Source organism: Spirillospora sp. CA-128828 (assembly GCF_050945415.1).
Taxonomy (GTDB): Bacteria; Actinomycetota; Actinomycetes; order Streptosporangiales; family Streptosporangiaceae; genus Spirillospora.
In genome coordinates this window covers 8063363-8081551 of the sequence record NZ_CP191986.1, presented here as the reverse complement: position 1 = coordinate 8081551, position 18189 = coordinate 8063363, and the positions used below count along the sequence as shown (strand labels likewise).

Below are 18189 nucleotides of genomic sequence, written 5' to 3'. Positions count from 1 at the left end.
GACCAACAGTGGAGACCGACGCGTTCCAGACGGTGCTCGCCGCCGTGCGCACCTTCGTGCGCAAGGAGGTCGTGCCCGCCGAAGACGTCATCGAGCAGACCGACGAGATCCCCGAGGCCATCCGCGCGAAGGCCGTCGACATGGGGCTCTTCGGTTACGCGCTGCCCGAGGAGCACGGCGGCCTGGGGTTCTCGATGAGCGAGGACGTCCGGCTCGCGATGGAGCTCGGCTACACCGCGCCGGCGTTCCGCTCGATGCTCGGGACCAACAACGGCATTGCCGGGCAGGTGCTGGTGAACTTCGGCACCGACGAGCAGAAGCGGCGGTACCTGCCGGACCTGGCCGCCGGCCGCACGATCGCCTCGTTCGCCCTGACCGAGGCCGAGGCGGGCTCGGACCCGAGCGGAATGCGCACCCGCGCCTCCCGGGTGGACGGCGGGTACAGGCTCACCGGGCAGAAACGGTTCATCACCAACGCGGACTGCGCCGACCTGTTCATGGTCTTCGCCAGGACGAGCGCCGAAACCGAGGGCACCAAGAGCATCTCCGTCTTCGCGGTCCCCGCCGGCGCCGAGGGGCTCACCATCGGGCCCAACGACGAGAAGATGGGGCAGCGCGGCGCGCACACCGCCGAGGTCTTCCTCGACGACGTGTTCGTGCCCGAGTCCGACCTGATCGGCGGGGTCGAGGGCGAGGGCTTCGCGGCCGCCATGCGCTCCCTGGCCCGCGGCAGGCTGCACATCGCGGCGATCTGCGTCGGGCTCGCGCAGCGGCTCGTCGAGGAGAGCGTCGGCCACGCCGCGGCGAGCCGGCAGGGCGGCCGTCCCATCGCCGAGTTCCAGCAGGTCCAGGCGATGCTCGCGGACTCCCAGACCGAGACGCTCGCCGGCCGGGCGATGGTGCTGGAGGCGGCGCGGGCCTTCGACGACGGCGGCGACCGCCGCATGGCGCCGTCGTGCGCCAAGCTCTTCTGCTCGGAGATGGTCGGCCGGGTGGCCGACCACGCCGTCCAGATCCACGGCGGCATGGGCTACATGCGGTCGGTCCCGGTCGAACGGTTCTACCGCGACGCCCGCCTGTTCCGGGTGTACGAGGGCACCAGCGAGGTCCAGAAGGTCATCATCGCCAAGCAGCTGCTCAGGGAGGCGAGCCGATGACGGACCCGGCCGGTACGGCCACCCGGCGCTCGCAGCCGCTGCGCGGCATGCGGATCATCGAGATCTCGAGCTACGTGGCGTCCCCGCTGTGCGGGATGACGCTGGCCCAGCTCGGCGCCGACGTGATCCGCGTCGAGCCGATCGGCGGCGGCGCCGACCGGACGCGCTGGCCGCTGGCCGAGAGCGGGACGAGCCTGTACTGGTCGGGGCTCAACAAGGGCAAGCGCGCCATCGAGGTCGACCTGTCCGCCGAGGCGGGACGTCACCTGATCGGTGATCTGATCGTCGGCGGCGGAGACCGCGGCGGCATCGTGATCAGCAACTCGGACCGGTTCCCGGAGCTCTCCTTCGAGACGTTGAGCGCGCGCCGCCCCGACACCGTCCACGTACTGCTCACCGGGCGCCGGGACGGTGGGACCGCGGTCGACTACACCGTTCAGGCGGCGACCGGATTCCCCCTGCTGACCGGCCCGGAGGACGCGGCGGGCCCGGTGAACAGCCCGGTCCCCGCCTGGGACCTAACCGCCGGGCTCTACCTCGCGGTCGGGTTGCTGGCCGCGGAGCGGCACCGCCTGCTGACCGGCGAGGGACAGCGGCTACGGGTCGCGCTGGAGGACGTGGCCCTGGCCGCCGCCGGAAACCTCGGCTACCTCGCCGAGGCGCAGCTGAACGGCACGTCACGGGAACGCGACGGCAACCACGTCTACGGCACGTTCGGCCGTGACTTCGCCACCGCCGACGGCGGGCGGCTGATGATCGTGGCGCTCACCGCGCGGCACTCCAGGGATCTCTTCGCCGCGACCGGCCTCACCGGCGTGGTCGCCGCGCTGTCCGAGGCCCTCGGGGTGGACTTCGACCAGGAGGCGGAGCGTTACCGGCACCGCAGGGTGCTCGGTGAGCTGCTCGCCGGGTGGTTCGAGACCCGCACCCTCGCGGAGGCGGAGGAGGCCCTGCGCACCACTCGGGTCTTGTGGTCGCCCTACCTGAGCTTCGCGGATCTCGTCGCGGACGACGCTCGCCTGCTCAGGGACAGCCCGCTGATGGAGGAGATCGCCCAGCCGGGGGTCGGCAGGCACTGGGCGCCCGGCTCACCCCTGGTCCTGGACGGGGAGCTGTCGCCCCCGGTGGCGGCACCGCTGGTGGGCCAGCACACCGAGGAGGTGCTGCGGGAGGAGCTCGGGCTGTCCGCACCGGCCCTCGCCAAGCTGAGGGAGAACGGTGTCATCCCGCCGCACGACGACGAGCGGGACCCCGGGTGACGCCGCTCATCACCCGGGTCCGGGACGCGCGGACGCTGCTGTTCGTCCCCGGCGACCGCCCGGAACGGTTCGCCAAGGCCCACGAGGCGGCGCCCGGGCTCGTCGTCCTCGATCTTGAGGATGCGGTGCCCGCCGCCCACAAGACCGATGCCCGCGCCCAGGTGGCCGAATGGCTGGCCGCGGGGCACACCTGTGCGGTGCGGATCAATCCGCCCGGTACGCCGTGGCACGACGAGGACGTGCGGGCGATCGCCGGACACGGCTGCGCGGTGGTGGTGCCGAAGGCCGAGGACGTCGCGGCGTTGCGGGCGATCGCCGCCCGGCTCGCCGCGCCGTGCTGCCTGATCGCCTTGATCGAGACCGCGCGCGGGGTGCTCGGCGCGCGGCACCTCGCCTCGCTGCCCGGTGTGGAGCGGCTGGCCTTCGGCAGCTTCGACCTGGCCGCGCAACTCGGCGTCTCCCCCGACGACAGAGATGCCCTGGCCGCGTCGCGCGGCGCCCTGGTGCTCGCCTCCGCCGCGGCGGGCATCGCCCCGCCCGTGGACGGCGTGACCGGCAGCGTGGGCGACCCCGATCGGGTACGCGACGACGTCCGGTACTCGCGCCGGCTCGGCTTAACCGGCAAGTTGTGCGTCCATCCCCGCCAGCTCCCGGCGGCCGACGAGGCGCTGCGTCCCACCGGCGACGAGCTGCGCTGGGCCCGGTCGGTGACCCAGGCCGCCGCGGCCGGCGGCGTCGTCGTCCTGGCGGGACAGATGGTGGACAGGCCCGTGGTGGAGCGGGCCCAACGGATTCTGCGAACGGCACGGAGCGGAGAACAGTCATGAGCGTCCTGACCGATGACGAGCGCGAGATCGTCGCGCTGGCCGGCGAGTTCGTCGACGAGCGGGTACGGCCGCGGGTACGGGACTACGAGGCGGTGGACAAGTACCCCGCCGAGTTCATCGAGGAGATGAAGAAGCTCGGCTTCTTCGGCCTGCTCGTGCCTACTGAACACGGCGGCGTGGACGTCAGCGCGGCGTGCTTCGCCCGGGTGACCGAGGAGCTCGCCCGGGGCTGGATGAGCCTCGCCGGGGCCATCGGCGGGCACTCGGTGATCGCCTATCTGATCCGCACGTTCGGCACTCCGGAGCAGCGGGAACGTTACCTGCCGGCGATGGCCGACGGCACGATCCGGGCGACGATGGCGCTCACCGAGCCGGCCGGCGGCAGCGACCTGCAGGCCATGCGCACGCACGCGGTCGCCGACGATGACGACCTGGTGATCACGGGGTCGAAGACCTGGATCTCCAACGCCCGCCACTCCGGCCTGATCGGCCTGCTGTGCGTGACCGACCCGGACGCCCGGCCCGCGCACAAGGGCATGAGCGTGGTCCTCATCGAGCCAGGCGACGGCCTGGAGATCTCCAAGAACCTGCCCAAGCTCGGCTACCGCGGCGTCGAGGCCTGCGAGCTCGTCTTCGACCAGATGCGGGTCCCCGCGTCGGCCGTCCTCGGCGGCGAGCCGAACCAGGGCTGGGCGCACATGATGCGCGGACTCGAAGTCGGCAGGATCCAGGTGGCCTCCCGCGCGGTCGGCGTGGCCCAGGCCGCACTCGATGACGCGGTGCGCTACGCGCAGGAACGCGAGTCGTTCGGCAAGCCGATCTGGAAGCACCAGTCGGTGGGCAACCTGCTGGCCGACATGGTGACCAAGGTCCGGGCGGCGCGGCTGCTGACCGGGGACGCCGCCCGCGTGCTCGACGACGGCGGCCGCGCCGACATGGAGGCCGGCATGTCCAAGCTGTTCGCCTCCGAGGCCGCGATGCAGGTGACGCTGGACGCGATGCGCGTGCACGGCGGATACGGCTACTCCAAGGAGTTCGACGTCGAGCGCTACTTCCGGGACGCTCCCCTGATGATCCTCGGCGAGGGCACCAACGAGATCCAGCGCAACGTCATCGCGGCCCAGTTGATCGCGCGCAATCCCATCACGTGACGCACCCCCTCACATGACGAACGAGAGAGCTGAGCATTCATGTCACTACTCGCCGACAGGACCGCGGTCATCACCGGCGGCGCCCAGGGCATCGGCCTCGCCATCGCGCGGGTCTTCGTCGAGCAGGGCGCGAGGGTCGTCCTCGGCGACCTGGACCTGGACGCCGCCGAGGCCGCCGCCAAGGAGCTCGGCGGCCCCGAGGTGGCGCGGGCCGCGCGGTGCGACGTCACCAGCGCCGCCGACGTCCAGGCCCTCGTCGACACGGCGACGGCGGCCTTCGGCTCGCTGGACGTCATGGTCAACAACGCCGGGATCACCCGCGACGCGACGATGCGGACGATGACCGAGGAAACGTTCGACCAGGTCATCGACGTCCATCTCAAGGGCACATGGAACGGCACCCGCATCGCCGCCGCCGTCATGCGCGAGCAGAAGAGCGGCGCGATCGTGAACATCTCCTCGCTCTCGGGGAAGGTCGGCATGGTCGGCCAGACCAACTACTCGGCCGCCAAGGCAGGCATCGTCGGCATGTCCAAGGCGGCCGCCAAGGAGATGGCGCACCACGGCGTCCGGATCAACGCCATCCAGCCGGGCCTGATCCGTTCGGCCATGACCGAGGCGATGCCGCAGAAGGCGTGGGACCAGAAGATGGCCGAGATCCCGATGCGCCGCGCCGGCGAGCCGGGCGAGGTCGCCTCCGTCGCCCTGTTCCTGGCCTCGGACCTGTCCTCCTACATGACCGGCACCGTGCTGGAAGTGACCGGCGGAAGGTTCATGTAAAGCCGATGAACTGGGAACCGCACACCATCACCACCTTCGAGACCGTCGATCCCCACCCCGTGGCGACGCTGTCCGCGCTGTTCGACGATGGGACTCCCCCGGTCGGCCCCGGAGACGCCCTGCCGCCGCTGTGGCACTGGCTCGCATTGGCCCGCTGGCCGGTCTCGTCCACGCTCGGCGTGGACGGCCATCCGGCGCGCGGTTCGTTCCTGCCTCCCGTGGAGCTGCCTCGGCGGATGTTCGCCGGCGGTGAGGCCGCCTTCCACGCTCCGCTCACCGTGGGGAGCACGGTGCGCCGGGAGGCCCGCGTGGAATCGGTCACCGAGAAGTCCGGGCGCTCGGGAAAGCTGGTCGTCGTGGTCGTCTCCACCAAGCTGTACGACGAGGACGACCGGCTGGCGATCGATGAGCGGCAGGACATCATCTACCGGGACGCCGGGGCCGTCTCGCCCTCGGCGAGCCCGGCCGAGGAGGCGGCCGGGCTGGCTCCTTCCGGCGCTCCCCTCACGCGGGCCGGCGAGTGGTCCTGGGACCTCGCCACCGATCCGGCCCTGCTCATGCGATTCGGCGCGGCGACGTCGAACGCGCACCGGATCCACTACGACTGGCCGTACGCCACGCGAGTCGAGGGCTATCCCGGCCTGGTGGTGCACGGGCCCCTGATGACGCTGGCCCTCGCGGAGGTCCTCCGCCTCGAAAAGCACGAGGCCCGGGTCTCCCGCATGCGGCACAGGAACCGCAAACCCCTGTTCTGCGGCCAGGGCGCGCGGCTGCGGCGGGTCGAGGGCGCCGCGCCGGACGCGTTCACCCTGGGCCTGTTCGGCCCGGAAGGCAGCGCAGCCGGTCCCATCCCCAGCACCACCTTGACGATCGAGTTCGAGCCCCGCCAGGAAGAAGGGACCGGCCATGCGTGAAGCGGTCATCTGCGAGCCCGTCCGTACCCCGATCGGCCGCTACGGCGGCGCTTTCAGGAGCCTGACGGCGGTCGACCTCGGGGTGGCGGCCCTGAAGGGACTGATCGACCGCACCGGCCTCCCGCCGGCGGCGATCGAGGACGTCGTCCTCGGCCACTGCAACGCCAGCAGCGAGGCGCCCGCGATCGGCCGGATCGTCGCGCTCGACGCCGGCCTGCCCGTCACCGTCCCGGGCCTGCACCTCGACCGCCGGTGCGGCTCGGGCCTGCAGGCCGTCATCCAGGCCGCCATGCAGGTGCAGACCGGGGTCCACGAGGTCGTGGTCGCCGGTGGGACCGAGAGCATGAGCAACGCCACGTTCTACTCGGTGGACATGCGGTGGGGCGCGAGGAACGGCGTCGCGATGCACGACAGCCTCACGCGTGCCCGACAGACCGCGGGCGGCCGGAGCCATCCCGTCCCCGGCGGCATGCTCGAGACGGCCGAGAACCTGCGCCGGGCGTACACGATCTCTCGCGAGGAGCAGGACGAGCTGGCCCTGCTGTCGCACCAGCGGGCGGTCAAGGCCCAGGCCGGCGGGATCCTGGCCGAAGAGATCATCCCGACCCCGGTCAGGACCAGGGGCGGCGAGATCGTCGTCGATGCCGACGAGCATCCGCGCGCCGACGCCTCGCTGGAGTCGCTCGGCAGGCTCAAGCCGATCCTGCTCGGCTCCGACCCGGAGGCGACGGTCACGGCCGGCAATGCCAGCGGCCAGAACGACGCGGCCGCGATGTGCGTCGTCACCACGCCGGAGCGCGCCGAACGGCTCGGGCTGCGGCCGCTGGTCCGGCTGGTGTCGTGGGCGGTGGCGGGCGTCGAGCCGAAGACCATGGGCATCGGCCCGGTCCCGGCCACCGCGGCCGCCCTGGACCGCGCCGGCCTGACACTGAACGACATGGACCTCATCGAGCTGAACGAGGCGTTCGCGGCGCAGGCGCTGGCGGTCATGCGGGAATGGAAGTTCGCCGACGAGGATCTGGAGCGCACGAACGTCCACGGCTCCGGCATCTCGCTCGGGCATCCGGTCGGCGCGACCGGCGCGCGGATGCTGGCGACGCTGTCCCGGGAGCTGCACCGGAGGGAGGCCCGGTACGGGCTGGAGACCATGTGCATCGGCGGCGGCCAGGGGCTGGCGGCCGTCCTCGAGCGGGTGACGGCATGACCGTGCGCGTCTTCGCGTCCCTCGAAGAGGTGAAGGGCGCCCTCGACCGGCCGATCGGGCCCGGCGAGTGGCTGGTCGTCGATCAGGAGCGCGTCGACGCCTTCGCCGATGCCACCGGGGACCACCAGTGGATCCACGTCGACGCCGAACGGGCCGCGTCCGGCCCGTTCGGCGGCACCATCGCGCACGGATACCTGACCCTGTCGCTGATCCCCATGTTCGGCCAGCAGCTCTTCCGCCTCGATCTGGGGCAGGCGCGCGTCAACTACGGCCTCAACAAGGGGCGCTTCCCCGCCCCCGTGCCCGTGGGATCGCGCCTGCGGGCGCGGGCGACCTTCGTCGACCTACGGGAGACGGGGGCGGGGAACGCTCTCACGACGCGCTACACGATCGAGATCGACGGGGTGGACAAACCGGCCTGCGTGGCCGAGACCGTCACCATCGTCGTCCGCTGATCAGCGGTCCTGCCAGACGGGCGCCCGCTTCTCGGCGAAGGCACGGGCACCCTCCATCGCGTCGGCGGACGCCGTCACCTCCAACCACACCTTCCGCTGCTCCGCGAACGCCTCCGTGTCGGTGTAGCTCACCGACTCCGCGACGATCCGCTTGGACGCGCGCACCGCGAACGGCGCGTTCGCCGCGATCCGGGCGGCGAGCGCCCGTGCCTCATCGAGGGCACCGCCCGGCTCGGTGAGCACGTTGACCAGCCCGTACTCGTGCGCCTTCGTGGCCGGGAGCGGCTCTCCGGTCAGGATCAGCTGCATGGCCAGGTGGTACGGCAGCGCCTTCGCCACCCGCAGCAGGCCCCCTCCCACCGCGATCAGCCCGCGCTTGACCTCAGGCAGGCTGAACGTGGCGTCCCGGGCCGCGACGACCAGATCGGCGGCGAGCGCGAGCTCGCAACCACCGGCGGCCGCCCACCCCTCGACCGCCGCGATCAGCGGCTTGGCCGGCGGGCGCTCGGTGATCCCGGCGAAGCCGCGCCCCGGCAGGGCCGGGCGCTCGCCGCGCGTGAACGCCTTCAGGTCCATGCCGGAGGAGAAGGTGCCGCCCGCTCCGGTGAGGATCGCGACCAGCAGGTCGGGCCGGGCCTCGAACTCGTCGATCGCGGCGGCGATCGCCTTCGTCGTCTCCAGGTCGACCGCGTTGCGCGCCTCCGGCCGGTTGATGGTGATGACCGCGATGCCGTCGGCGAAATCCGTCAGCACGGTGCTCATTGGCTACTCCTCACAGGCCGATGGACTTGGCGACGATGCTCTTCATGACCTCGCTGGTGCCGCCGTAGATGCGGGTGACCCTCGCGTCGGCGTACATGCGGGCGATCGGGTATTCCAGCACGTATCCGTAGCCGCCGTGCAACTGCAGGCACTTGTCGACGACACGCGACTGCAACTCGGTGCAGAAGAGCTTCACCTTCGCCGCGTCGGCGCCGCTCAGCTCACCGGCGTCGTGCGCCTCCAGCGCGCGGTCGACCAGCGCCTGGCCGGCCTCCACCTCGGTCGCGCACTCGGCGAGCACGAACTTGGTGTTCTGGAAGCCGGACAGCGGCTTGCCGAAGACGTTCCGCTCGGCCACGTACTCGACGGTCAGCTCGACCGCCGCGGCCGCGGCCGCCTGCGCGTTCACCGCGATGGACAGCCGTTCCTGCGCGAGGTTGTGCCCCAGGTACTCGAACGCCCGGCCCTCCTCCCCCAGCAGGTTCTCCATGGGGACGCGGACGTCGTCGAAGGCGAGCTCGGCGGTGTCCTGTGCCTTGAGACCGATCTTCTCCAGGTTGCGGCCCACCGTGAAACCGGGCGACGACGTCTCGACGACGAGGATGCTCAGCCCCGCCCGCCTGTTGCCCGGCGGCGGGGCGGAGGTGCGGGCGACGACGAGCACGAGGTCGGCGTTCACGGCGCCCGTGATGAACGTCTTGGCGCCGTTGAGGATCCAGTGGTCGCCGTCCCGTACCGCGGTCGCGGTGATGCCGGCGAGATCGGACCCGGTGCCCGGCTCGGTCATCGCGATCGCCGTCATCAGCCGGCCGTCGGCCACTCCGGGCAGCCAGCGCCGTTTCTGCTCGTCATCGGCGTACTTCAGCAGGTAGGGCAGCACGATGTCGGTGTGCACCCGTATCGGGCCGAGGCCGAGCTTCGCGCGCGACATCTCCTCGTTCACCACGGCGTTGAACTTGTAGCTGTCCTGGCCGCCGCCCCCGTACTCCTCCGGGATCCGCACGCCGAGGACGCCCAGTTTGCCCAGCAGCCGGTAGAAGTCGCGGGGCGCGGCCCCCGCCTTCTCCCACTCGGGAAAGACCGGTACCACCTCGCGGGCGAAGACGTCACGGACGGTGGCCCGGAAGACCTCATGGTCGTCGTCGAAGACGGTGCGTCGCACTCGTGCTCCTCTATCTTGTCGAACGATCGTTAAATAGTGCGGCCGGATCGGCGCTCGCACGATCCGGCCGGTGTACTAGGTGCGGGCGGTGGACGAGCCGTCCTGGACCAACGTCAGCGACAGGTGGATATACCGCTCCACCAGGTCGTCGACGCCCAGGCCGCCGGACGGCTGGTACCACTGCGCGACGGCGTTGCACATTCCGAGGACGGCCCGCTGCGCCTCGTCGGGGTAGGGCGTGACGAAGACACCGCGCGCCACGCCGTCCTCGATGATCCCCCGCAGCAGCCTGGCCAGCGCGTCGCGCCGCTCGACGAACCCGTCGAGCCGGTCCGGCTCCAGATTGCGTATCTCGCGCAGCGCCAGCAGGCTGTCCACCTGGCGGCGCACGCGGTACTCGACCAGGGCGCGCACGAAGGCGCCCAGCCGCGCCGCCGGGTCGTCCCCCGCGGCGCCCAGCGCGGTCTGGCAACCGTGGAAGACGTCCGCGAGCGCGTCCTCCAGTAAGGCGTGGAGCAGCTCCTGCTTGCCGTTGTAGTAGTAGTACAAGGCGGAGAGGCTCAGCCCCGCGCCCTTGGCGATGTCCCGGATCGACGCCCCGTGGTAGCCGCGCTCGGCGAATATCTCGCGCGCCGCACCCATGATCGCGTTGAGCCCGTTGCCCCGGGTGACCGCCGCGGGCGGTTCCCGATCCGGCGCCGCATCGGTCGTGCCGCGTGTCGCCATAATCCCATCCTATGCCTGTCGAATGTGCGTGCCGCGCGGGCTTTCCGCCTAGCCGGCCTCCACCTGGTACCGCTTGGCGAGGTCGGAGACCTTGAAGTCCTCCACGAGCTTCATCCCGGCGTAGACGCCCTTGTCGGGACGGTGGATCTGGCTCGCCCGCGAGGTCGGCTGCGCCGGGTCGGACAGGTTGAGCTCCGGCCCCAGCCCCGCGATACGGAAGTCGGTCACCTTGCCTCGGGCCGCGAGCACGCCCTTGCGCGTCAGGTCACCGCACGTGCCGCCGATGATCTTCGCGAACAGGTGGGTCGTCACGTAGGAGAGCACGACCGCGCCGCCCGACTCCGGCTGCGCCGCGCCGAACTTGGCCTTCCACTTGCCGGCGAGCTTCTTCACCTCGGGCCCGTCCGAGCCGAGGAGCCCGACGCCGGACACGCGGTAGTAGTTCTTGAGCAGCGCGGGCGCGGCGGCCGTCGACAGCAGGCTCGTGGCGAACGTGGCGACGTTGCCCATGATCGGGACGTCCAGCCCGACACCCCGCGCGGCACCGGCCACCGCCGCGGTCTGCTTCGACGTGGAGTCCAGCAGGATGGCCTTAGCGCCGGCCGCCTTCATCGCGTTCACCTGGCTGGTGAGGTCGGCGTCGGTCGGCTTGATCTGCTGGCTCGCCAGCTTCAGCCCCAGCTCCTTGGTGGCGAACCTGCTGCCCTTCAGGCTGTTCTCGCCGATCTCGCCCTGCAGGTAGATGTGCCCGAGGGTGTCCCCACGCTTCAGCATGCCCTCGCGCACCATCCAGTCGATGCTGTTGATCGCCTGTACGTCGTAGGTGGCGCCGACCTCCAGGAGATGCGGATCGCCGAGCAGGGTCGGCGAGAACGCCGTCAGGCCGACGAGCGCGTCGTTGGCGGAGATCTTGTCCCGCAGCGCCGAGGTGATCGCCGAGCCGTACACGTTGAGGAATCCGAGGACCTGCGGCGCGACCTCGTCGTAGGCGGTGACCGCCTTCTGCACGTCGTACCCGTGGTCGCGCGCGACCAGCCGGATCTTGCGGCCGCACACGCCGCCGGCCGCGTTGATCTCGTCGACTGCGAACTGGCTGGCGGCGTTGCTGGTCTTGCCGGAGGTCGCGAACGGACCGGTCAGGTCCACCAGCATTCCGAGCTTGATCGTGGAGTCGGTGACGCCGGGCGCGGACTTGGAGTCGGCGGACTTGGGCGAGCACGCGGTGACCGAGAGGGCGAGCGCGACGGCGGCCGCCGAGAGGACGCGTGGACGGGACAGGATCATGTGGTTCTCCCGGGGGGGACGGAGGTTCGGTTCATCGGGCGGTGGAAGTGCGGCGGTCCCGGACGGCCTGCACCATCGCGCGCAGCCCGCCGGGCTGGGTGAGCATGACGACCACGACGAGCGAGCCGTACAGGAACGTCGCGGCGAACGAGGCCTGGAGCCCGTCCTGCCCGGGCGCGACGACGAGCGGCAGCGCGTCGGCGTACCGGGACAGCACGATCGGCAGTGCGATGACGAACGTCGCGCCGATGAGCGCGCCCGACGTCGAGCCGAGCCCGCCCAGAATGATCATCGCGAGGAAGTCGATGGACAGCTGCAGGTCGAAGTAGTCGGGAACGGCGCGCTGGAAGGCCAGCGCCGTCAGCACGCCGGCGGTGCCCGCGTACATCGAGGACAGGACGAACGCGCCCGCCTTGGCGCGCTGGACGCGCACGCCCATCGCGGCGGCGCCCACCTCGCTATCGCGCATGAGGCGGAACGCCCTGCCGGGCCGGCCGCGCAGCACGTTGCGAGCCACCAGCGTCGCGACGACGGTGACGGCCAGGAAGAGATACCAGAGGCTCTCCACGGCCCCGAACGGCACGCCGAGCACGAGGCGGTCGGAGACGTCGGAGAAGGTGAACCCGCCCAGCGCGAACGGTTCGACCGAGCGGCCGTCGTAGCCCCCGGTCACCGCCGGCAGGTTCAGCAGCAGGTGGTGGCCGAGGAAGACCAGGCCCAGCGAGGCGATCCCGAGATAGATGCCGCGCAGGCGGCTGGCGACCGGGCTGAACAGCAGGCCGCACAGTCCGGCGAACAGGATCGCGAGGACGGCCGCCACGAGCGGCGGAAGCCCCAGACCCTTCACTTGGCCGTGGTCGTCACCGGAGAGATATCCGTAGCCGTACGTTCCGACCGCGATGAAGAACGCGTGGCCGAGCGACAGCTGCCCGGCCGCGCCGAACAGGATGGTCAGGCCGAGCGCCCCGACCGCCGCCGCCATGGCGAACAGGCCGATGCGCAGCCAGAACGCGTCCACGTACATCGGCAGGATCAGCGGCACGGCGATCGCGGCGAGCAGGGCGACGGCGATCAGCGCCCGGCGCGCGGGCGTGGGCCGCGGCGCCGGCGCACTGGCCGGCGGCGTCTGCGCGACGGCGGTGCGGGCAGGTGCGACGGTGTCGTCAGACACGGCTGAACTCCTTCGACCCGAACAGTCCGGACGGTCGCCACAGCAGGACGACGATCATCACGAGGTAGGCGGCGACGTCACCGACGCCGAGCCCGAGGAAGTCGAGCGAGCCCTGGTGGCCGGCCACCATGACCTGGACGACCCCGACGATGAGCCCGCCCGCGATGGCCCCGCCGAGCGAGTCGAACCCGCCGATGATGGCCGCGGGGAACGCGGTGATCGCGACGGTCTCCAGGCTCACGCTGACGCCGGGGCTGGGGAACGAGGCCAGGCCGATGCCGGCGAGGGTGGCCAGCAGCCCGGCCATCGCCCAGGCGGTGGCCGACACCCGGCGGAGGCGGATGCCCACCAGCGCCGCGCCCTCGGCGTCGGCGATGGACGCGCGCATGGCCACCCCCCAGCCGGTCAGCGTGAGCAGCGCGGTGAGGCCGCCGATCAGCACCGGGACGGCCACCACGGTGATCACGACCGTGAGCGGGAGGGTCAGCGGGCCGACGTCGACCACGTGGCCGTCCCACGGCGCGCCCAGCGGCAGCACCCGTTCCTCCAGGCGACGGGTCATCTCGGCGGTCAGCACGACGTTCAGGCCGATCGTGGCGAGCGCCATCGCGTGGTGGTCGTGCCGGTCGATGCGGGAGGTCAGCAGCCGCTCGGTCGCCAGGCCGAGCACGCCGGCGACGCCGAGCCCGAGCAACGCCGCCGCGGCGAACCCGATCCGCGGCTGGGTGGCGGCGACCAGGTACACGCCGAGCAGCAGGAACGACGCGTGCGCGAAGTTGACCACCCGGGTGGCCTTGAAGACGATGACGAATCCCAGCGTGATGAGGGCGTACAGCAGGCCCAGGGACACGCCGTTGACGAGCAGTTCCAGCTGGCGGGTCATGGTGACGTCCTCTCTTCCGCCCTTGCGTCGGTGTCGGACCCGGCGCTGTCGGACTGGGCGTTGTCGCACTCGTCGGGCGCCCCCAGGTAGGCGCTGACCACGGTCGGGTCGCTGCGCACCTCGGCGGGGGCCCCTTCGGCGACGACGCGGCCGAAGTCGAGCACCGTGATGCGGTCGGCGATCGACATGACCACGCCCATGTCGTGTTCCACGAAGACCACGGTGAGGTCGAGCGACTCGCGTGCCGCGAGGACGAGTTGTCCGAGCTCCCAGCTCTCCGTGGCGTTCAGGCCGGCGACCGGCTCGTCCAGGATGAGCATGCGCGGCTCCAGGCACAGCGCCCTGGCGAACTCCAGCCGCTTGAGGTCGCCGAAGGGCAGCCCTCCGGCGGTCGTGTCGAGCCGGTCTGACAGGCCGACGAACTCGGCGATCTCACGGACCCGCGCCTCGTGGCGGCGCTGCTCGCGGCGGCCGAGCCACAGCGCGGTCGAGACGAGACCGGCGCGGGTCAGCCTGTGCCGCCCGACCATCAGGTTGTCCAGCACCGACTCGCGCGGCGGGACGACGATGTTCTGGAAGGTCCTGCCGACCCCCAGGGCCGCGACCCGGTCCGGCCGCAGCCGCGTCACCTCGTGCTCGTCCACCAGGATGCGCCCGCCGGTCACGGGATAGATGCCGCACAGGGTGTTGAGGAGTGACGACTTCCCTGCTCCGTTGGGGCCGATGACCGCGTGGATCGAGCCGGGCTCGACGGTGAACGCGACCTTGTCCAGCGCGAGCAGCCCGCTGAACGCCAGGGTCACCTCGTCGACCTTCAGGCGGGGCGCGCTCATCCGGCCCACCTCGCCAGCCGGCGCGCGGCGGGATTCCCGCGCACGCCCTCCGGGGGCTTCTCGTCCGGGCCTCCGGGCGCATCGCCTGCCGGCTCCTCGCCCAGGTAGAGCCGGCGGACCTCGTCGCTGTGGGCCAGTTCGTCGGCCGGTCCGCTCAACACGACCCGTCCCAGTTCCAGGACGTACGCATGGTTGGCGACCGACAGCGCCATCGCCGCGTTCTGCTCCACGAGCAGCACGGGGACACCGTCGCGGCTGATCTCGCGTACCGTCTCGCCGATCTGCTTCACCAGCAAGGGCGCCAGGCCGAGCGAGGGCTCGTCGAGCAGCAGCAGCTTGGGCTGCGACACCAGCGCGCGGGCGATGGCCAGCATCTGCTGCTCGCCGCCGGACAGCGTGCCCGCGCGCTGGCGGCGCCGCTCGGCCAGCCGGGGGAACAGCCCGAACATCTGGTCGCGGGTGCGTGCCCGTGCCTCGCGGGACCGGACGGTGATGGCGCCCGCGTCGAGGTTCTCGTCGACGGTGAGCGCGCCGAACACGTGCCGTCCCTCGGGGGCCTGCACCAGCCCGCCGCCCACGACCCCCGCCGGGTCATCGCCGGCGATGTCCTTGCCCAGGAACCGGATCGAGCCCGCGGCGACCGATCCTCCGTGCAACGGCAGCGTGCCCGAGATGGCACGCATCAGCGAGGTCTTGCCCGCACCGTTGGCGCCGAGCAACGCCACCACGCCCGCCTCGGCGACCTCGAGGCTCACCCCGTGAAGTACCGGCTCGCGTGCGCCGTAACGGACGACGAGCCCTTCGATATCGAGCATCCGGCCTCCTTGCTGTGCCGAGCCACTTGTAGATCGTTCGTTAAGTAAGGTTTTGTCTATCGATCGTTCGTTAAGTAGGCGTAATGTAGGTGAGCAGTGTCACGTACGTCAACGTTTTCGGCGGTCCTATCTGACCTGGAGGTTCACTATGCGGATCGGCACCACCCTCGCCTACAGCGCCGGTTTCAAGGAGGCGGCCGCGGGCCTGCGCGACCTTGAAACCGCCGGCGTGGAGATCGCCTTCGTGGCCGAGGCCTACTCCTTCGACGCCGTGAGCCAGCTCGGCTACCTCGCGGCGGCCACCGACCGGATCCAGCTGGCGTCGGCGATCCTGCCGATCTACACCCGGACGCCGTCGCTCCTCGCGATGACCGCGGCCGGGCTGGACTACGTGTCGGACGGCCGGTTCACGCTCGGCCTCGGCGCGTCCGGACCGCAGGTGGTCGAGGGCTTCCACGGCCTGCCCTACGACGCGCCGATCGCCCGCACCCGCGAGATCGTGGAGATCTGCCGCCGGGTGTGGCGGCGCGAGGAGGTCGTGTTCGAGGGCACGCACTACGAGCTCCCGTTGCCGGCCGGCCGCGGCACCGGCCTGGGCAAACCGCTGAAGCTCATCAACCACCCGGTGCGCGAGCGCGTCCCGATCATGCTGGCCGCCATCGGGCCCAAGAACGTCCAGCTCGCCGCGGAGGTGGCCGAGGGCTGGCTGCCGATCTTCGTCCACCCCGGCAAGCTGGCCGAGGTGTGGGGACCGGCGCTCGCCGCCGGGCGGGCCGAGCGCGACCCGAGCCTCGGCCCGCTGGACATCGTCGTCACGATGAACCTGGCGATCGGGGACGACGTCGGCCACCTGCTCGACCGGGGACGCGCGCAGCTCGCGCTCTACATCGGCGGGATGGGCGCCCGGGGCAAGAACTTCTACAACGGCCTCGCCCGCCGGTACGGATACGAACGGGAGGCCGAGCTCATCCAGGAGCTCTACCTGTCGGGGCGCAAGCGGGAGGCGGAGGCCGCCGTCCCCGAGGACCTGCTGCGTGCCACGTCGCTGGTCGGGCCGAAGGAGTACGTGGCCGAGCGCGTCGCGGAGCTCGCCGCGTGCGGCATCACCACGGTCAGCGTGAAGCCGCTCGCGGAGACCCCCGCCGAGCGGATCGCCGCCATCGAACAGCTGCGGAACCTCATGCCCTAGCCGCCTGCGGCGGGACCCTGTTCACGCAGGCGCGGTTCCGCGCGCGTGAACAGGGTCGAGGGTCGCGTCACCGGGACGCTGGGCGAGCCGGCCCGCCATCGCGGCGCACCGAGGCCACCTTCGCCGGCCGCAGCGACGAGGGGGCGGGCCGGGCGAGAGTGTGCGCCGCGGTCGGCGGGCTCGCCGGGGTTGCGATTGCGGTCTCCTCGGGGGAAGTTGCTGGATGTCATGTGCACCCGGATGCGGTGCCCAGCGCGGAACACGTAACTGGTGGACCACAGATCGACGACGTGCTCGGTGAACTCGCCTGGTGTCGCGACCGCGCGCACGATTCCGTCAACGACATTCCGTGAGACGCCGTCAGCGTCGACATCGCAGAGGCGCACGACCCAGTCGCTGGTCGGGGCGTCGGTCGTCGCGTGGATGAACGCCCTGATCCGCCCGGTGACCTCGACGTCCTCGCTGAACTAGACCAACACGTCCGGTCGTGCCTCGACCCTGGCCTGGTCCAGCGGGCCCGGCGGGGACTCGTCCGACATGAGCACCGCGCCTCCCACGGTCAGCACGGGATCGGCCGGGTCATAGCGGTAGGCCTCGGACGCCACCACCGCACTCCGCGAGTCGCCTGCGCACGCTGCGCTCGTCACCCGCCCGAACTACCCGCGTCCCGGTCGGACGTGCTCCTGGCAGCGGTACGGGAGGCGCTACGGGTCGCGGGGGAAGATCCACGACCGGTGCTGCCAGGGCTTCAGCGTGTCGCTGGCCAGCCAGCGGCGCACAGTGGACGGTGAGGGAGCAGGCGCGATACCGCCGGCGGCGGCCATGCGTGCCAGTTCCGGGACGCTCCAGCGGCCCAGTGGCGTCCCGCTCACGGCGGGCATCTCGCAGGCCAGGGCCTTGACCTCGGCCGCCACCGCTGCGGGGAACACGCGCGGCCTGCCGGGACGAGGCGCGTCGCACAGCCCGGCAAGGCCCTTCTTGCGGTACCGGCCTCGCCACTTGCGGGCGGTGTCCTCGCAGATGCCCAGCCGCCGTGCGATCTCGCTGTTGCCTGCACCGTCATCGGCGAGCAGCACGATCCGCGCCCGCAGCACCATCCGGTGCGGCGCCGTCGCCCGCCGGGACACCGACTCCAGCTCAGCGCGCTCAGCATCATCAAGGCATATGACATAAGGACTGGAAGGCACGGCCTTCATCATGCTGCCGACCAGGTCGGGCACGATGGTCACATGGCCAAGCCACCGGAGTCGACCAAGACCTCGCTGCGCCAGCGGCTGGCCGCTAGGGCACGCGAGCGCTGGCCCCAACTGGCCGGCATCACCGTCCGCTTCCACGGCGAGTTCGCCTACGTCGCCGGGCAACTCCCCGACGGCACTGCCCTGCCCCTGATGCGCCTGCGCTACGCCGGATCCGCCGCCACCTGGGGCTTCGCCATCTACCGCGCCAGCCACGACGACTACGAGAAATCCATTCTGCCAAGCGGTTACCCGGCCGGAACACCACAGGAAGCCCTCGACTGCGCCTGCGGCCTCTACCTCGGCGACACTACGGCCTGGCTCAACCCGCCATACCCGACGAATTAACGGGTTCGACCACTAGTAGCTCGATCGCACGAAC

20 protein-coding genes and 1 pseudogene are annotated in these 18189 nt (G+C 71.4%); 10 read left to right on the top strand and 11 right to left on the bottom strand.

The genetic code is table 11. The features are described from left to right. The first annotated feature begins 8 nt into the window (after positions 1–8). The 8 genes from ACQPXG_RS38885 to ACQPXG_RS38850 are packed head-to-tail and all read left to right on the top strand — an operon-like array spanning position 9 to position 7747. Positions 9–1157: an acyl-CoA dehydrogenase family protein gene (locus ACQPXG_RS38885; RefSeq protein ID WP_433464138.1), complete on the top strand. Its 1149-nt coding sequence runs from the start codon at positions 9–11 to the stop codon at positions 1155–1157. Then, complete coding sequence (locus ACQPXG_RS38880) at positions 1154–2416, top strand: CoA transferase (protein ID WP_433464137.1); 1263 nt, start codon at positions 1154–1156, stop codon at positions 2414–2416. Before ACQPXG_RS38885 ends, ACQPXG_RS38880 begins: the two co-directional genes overlap by 4 nt. Continuing rightward, a complete protein-coding gene (locus ACQPXG_RS38875; protein WP_433464136.1) occupies positions 2413–3243 on the top strand; it encodes an HpcH/HpaI aldolase/citrate lyase family protein in 831 nt (276 codons plus the stop codon). The genes ACQPXG_RS38880 and ACQPXG_RS38875 overlap by 4 nt, the downstream gene beginning before the upstream one ends. Next, positions 3240–4394 carry an acyl-CoA dehydrogenase family protein gene (locus ACQPXG_RS38870; protein ID WP_433464135.1) on the top strand — a complete coding sequence of 385 codons (1155 nt, stop codon included), beginning with the start codon at positions 3240–3242 and terminating at the stop codon, positions 4392–4394. Before ACQPXG_RS38875 ends, ACQPXG_RS38870 begins: the two co-directional genes overlap by 4 nt. A 39-nt stretch (positions 4395–4433) precedes the next feature. After that, the gene (gene fabG / locus ACQPXG_RS38865) at positions 4434–5174 is read left to right on the top strand and encodes a 3-oxoacyl-ACP reductase FabG (protein ID WP_433464134.1); all 741 of its coding nucleotides are present in this window, start codon (positions 4434–4436) and stop codon (positions 5172–5174) included. Positions 5175–5179: 5 nt separating this feature from the next. Then, positions 5180–6088 carry an FAS1-like dehydratase domain-containing protein gene (locus ACQPXG_RS38860; protein WP_433464133.1) on the top strand — a complete coding sequence of 303 codons (909 nt, stop codon included), beginning with the start codon at positions 5180–5182 and terminating at the stop codon, positions 6086–6088. After that, positions 6081–7292, top strand: coding sequence for an acetyl-CoA C-acetyltransferase (locus ACQPXG_RS38855; RefSeq protein WP_433464132.1), 1212 nt, complete (start codon positions 6081–6083; stop codon positions 7290–7292). Before ACQPXG_RS38860 ends, ACQPXG_RS38855 begins: the two co-directional genes overlap by 8 nt. After that, the gene (locus ACQPXG_RS38850; RefSeq protein ID WP_433464131.1) at positions 7289–7747 is read left to right on the top strand and encodes a MaoC family dehydratase; all 459 of its coding nucleotides are present in this window, start codon (positions 7289–7291) and stop codon (positions 7745–7747) included. Before ACQPXG_RS38855 ends, ACQPXG_RS38850 begins: the two co-directional genes overlap by 4 nt. Here the strand turns inward: ACQPXG_RS38850 and ACQPXG_RS38845 are convergent, their stop codons facing one another. The 8 genes from ACQPXG_RS38845 to ACQPXG_RS38810 form a co-directional block, all read right to left on the bottom strand. Further along, the gene (locus ACQPXG_RS38845) at positions 7748–8509 is read right to left on the bottom strand and encodes a crotonase/enoyl-CoA hydratase family protein (RefSeq protein WP_433464130.1); all 762 of its coding nucleotides are present in this window, start codon (positions 8507–8509) and stop codon (positions 7748–7750) included. It lies immediately after the preceding gene. A 10-nt stretch (positions 8510–8519) separates the two neighbouring features. Further along, positions 8520–9671: an acyl-CoA dehydrogenase family protein gene (locus ACQPXG_RS38840; RefSeq protein WP_433464129.1), complete on the bottom strand. Its 1152-nt coding sequence runs from the start codon at positions 9669–9671 to the stop codon at positions 8520–8522. 75 nt (positions 9672–9746) lie between these two features. Further along, a complete protein-coding gene (locus ACQPXG_RS38835) occupies positions 9747–10397 on the bottom strand; it encodes a TetR/AcrR family transcriptional regulator (RefSeq protein WP_433464128.1) in 651 nt (216 codons plus the stop codon). 48 nt (positions 10398–10445) lie between these two features. Continuing rightward, positions 10446–11681, bottom strand: coding sequence for an ABC transporter substrate-binding protein (locus tag ACQPXG_RS38830; protein WP_433464127.1), 1236 nt, complete (start codon positions 11679–11681; stop codon positions 10446–10448). Positions 11682–11712: 31 nt separating this feature from the next. Beyond that, entirely contained in the window at positions 11713–12852 is a 1140-nt protein-coding gene (locus ACQPXG_RS38825; RefSeq protein ID WP_433464126.1) for a branched-chain amino acid ABC transporter permease, read from the bottom strand. Next, on the bottom strand, positions 12845–13735 hold the full coding sequence (locus ACQPXG_RS38820; RefSeq protein ID WP_433464125.1) for a branched-chain amino acid ABC transporter permease: 891 nt from the start codon (positions 13733–13735) through the stop codon (positions 12845–12847). Before ACQPXG_RS38820 ends, ACQPXG_RS38825 begins: the two co-directional genes overlap by 8 nt. Beyond that, positions 13732–14568 carry an ABC transporter ATP-binding protein gene (locus ACQPXG_RS38815; protein ID WP_433464124.1) on the bottom strand — a complete coding sequence of 279 codons (837 nt, stop codon included), beginning with the start codon at positions 14566–14568 and terminating at the stop codon, positions 13732–13734. The genes ACQPXG_RS38820 and ACQPXG_RS38815 overlap by 4 nt, the downstream gene beginning before the upstream one ends. Beyond that, a complete protein-coding gene (locus tag ACQPXG_RS38810) occupies positions 14565–15383 on the bottom strand; it encodes an ABC transporter ATP-binding protein (protein WP_433464123.1) in 819 nt (272 codons plus the stop codon). The genes ACQPXG_RS38815 and ACQPXG_RS38810 overlap by 4 nt, the downstream gene beginning before the upstream one ends. A 148-nt stretch (positions 15384–15531) precedes the next feature. Here ACQPXG_RS38810 and ACQPXG_RS38805 point away from each other — a divergent pair, with 148 nt between their 5' ends. Continuing rightward, a complete protein-coding gene (locus ACQPXG_RS38805) occupies positions 15532–16572 on the top strand; it encodes an LLM class F420-dependent oxidoreductase (protein ID WP_433464122.1) in 1041 nt (346 codons plus the stop codon). Here ACQPXG_RS38805 and ACQPXG_RS38800 read toward each other — a convergent pair. The 3 genes and pseudogenes from ACQPXG_RS38800 to ACQPXG_RS38790 all read right to left on the bottom strand — a co-directional run. Beyond that, positions 16569–17027: pseudogene (locus ACQPXG_RS38800) on the bottom strand (CocE/NonD family hydrolase C-terminal non-catalytic domain-containing protein); the annotation flags it as partial. The gene ACQPXG_RS38805 and the pseudogene ACQPXG_RS38800 sit on opposite strands and share 4 nt — an antisense overlap. 12 nt (positions 17028–17039) lie before the next feature. Continuing rightward, positions 17040–17177 (bottom strand): hypothetical protein, encoded by a 138-nt coding sequence (locus ACQPXG_RS38795; protein WP_433464121.1) that lies wholly within the window; start codon positions 17175–17177, stop codon positions 17040–17042. Positions 17178–17276: 99 nt separating this feature from the next. Further along, positions 17277–17801: a helix-turn-helix domain-containing protein gene (locus tag ACQPXG_RS38790; protein ID WP_433464120.1), complete on the bottom strand. Its 525-nt coding sequence runs from the start codon at positions 17799–17801 to the stop codon at positions 17277–17279. Between ACQPXG_RS38790 and ACQPXG_RS38785 the strand changes: the two genes are divergently transcribed. Further along, positions 17802–18155 (top strand): hypothetical protein, encoded by a 354-nt coding sequence (locus ACQPXG_RS38785; RefSeq protein WP_433464119.1) that lies wholly within the window; start codon positions 17802–17804, stop codon positions 18153–18155. It abuts the gene before it with no gap. Positions 18156–18189 lie beyond the last annotated feature (34 nt).

What these genes read in the sequence shown, in the direction of transcription:
- ACQPXG_RS38880 (WP_433464137.1), top strand. Translation starts at nt 1,154, where the DNA reads ATGACGGACCCGGCCGGTACGGCCACCCGGCGCTCGCAGCCGCTGCGC.
- ACQPXG_RS38870 (WP_433464135.1), top strand. Translation starts at nt 3,240, where the DNA reads ATGAGCGTCCTGACCGATGACGAGCGCGAGATCGTCGCGCTGGCCGGC.
- fabG (WP_433464134.1), top strand. Translation starts at nt 4,434, where the DNA reads ATGTCACTACTCGCCGACAGGACCGCGGTCATCACCGGCGGCGCCCAG.
- ACQPXG_RS38860 (WP_433464133.1), top strand. Translation starts at nt 5,180, where the DNA reads ATGAACTGGGAACCGCACACCATCACCACCTTCGAGACCGTCGATCCC.
- ACQPXG_RS38855 (WP_433464132.1), top strand. Translation starts at nt 6,081, where the DNA reads ATGCGTGAAGCGGTCATCTGCGAGCCCGTCCGTACCCCGATCGGCCGC.
- ACQPXG_RS38850 (WP_433464131.1), top strand. Translation starts at nt 7,289, where the DNA reads ATGACCGTGCGCGTCTTCGCGTCCCTCGAAGAGGTGAAGGGCGCCCTC.
- ACQPXG_RS38845 (WP_433464130.1), bottom strand. Translation starts at nt 8,509, where the DNA reads ATGAGCACCGTGCTGACGGATTTCGCCGACGGCATCGCGGTCATCACC.
- ACQPXG_RS38835 (WP_433464128.1), bottom strand. Translation starts at nt 10,397, where the DNA reads ATGGCGACACGCGGCACGACCGATGCGGCGCCGGATCGGGAACCGCCC.
- ACQPXG_RS38830 (WP_433464127.1), bottom strand. Translation starts at nt 11,681, where the DNA reads ATGATCCTGTCCCGTCCACGCGTCCTCTCGGCGGCCGCCGTCGCGCTC.
- ACQPXG_RS38820 (WP_433464125.1), bottom strand. Translation starts at nt 13,735, where the DNA reads ATGACCCGCCAGCTGGAACTGCTCGTCAACGGCGTGTCCCTGGGCCTG.
- ACQPXG_RS38815 (WP_433464124.1), bottom strand. Translation starts at nt 14,568, where the DNA reads ATGAGCGCGCCCCGCCTGAAGGTCGACGAGGTGACCCTGGCGTTCAGC.
- ACQPXG_RS38810 (WP_433464123.1), bottom strand. Translation starts at nt 15,383, where the DNA reads ATGCTCGATATCGAAGGGCTCGTCGTCCGTTACGGCGCACGCGAGCCG.
- ACQPXG_RS38805 (WP_433464122.1), top strand. Translation starts at nt 15,532, where the DNA reads ATGCGGATCGGCACCACCCTCGCCTACAGCGCCGGTTTCAAGGAGGCG.
- ACQPXG_RS38785 (WP_433464119.1), top strand. Translation starts at nt 17,802, where the DNA reads ATGGCCAAGCCACCGGAGTCGACCAAGACCTCGCTGCGCCAGCGGCTG.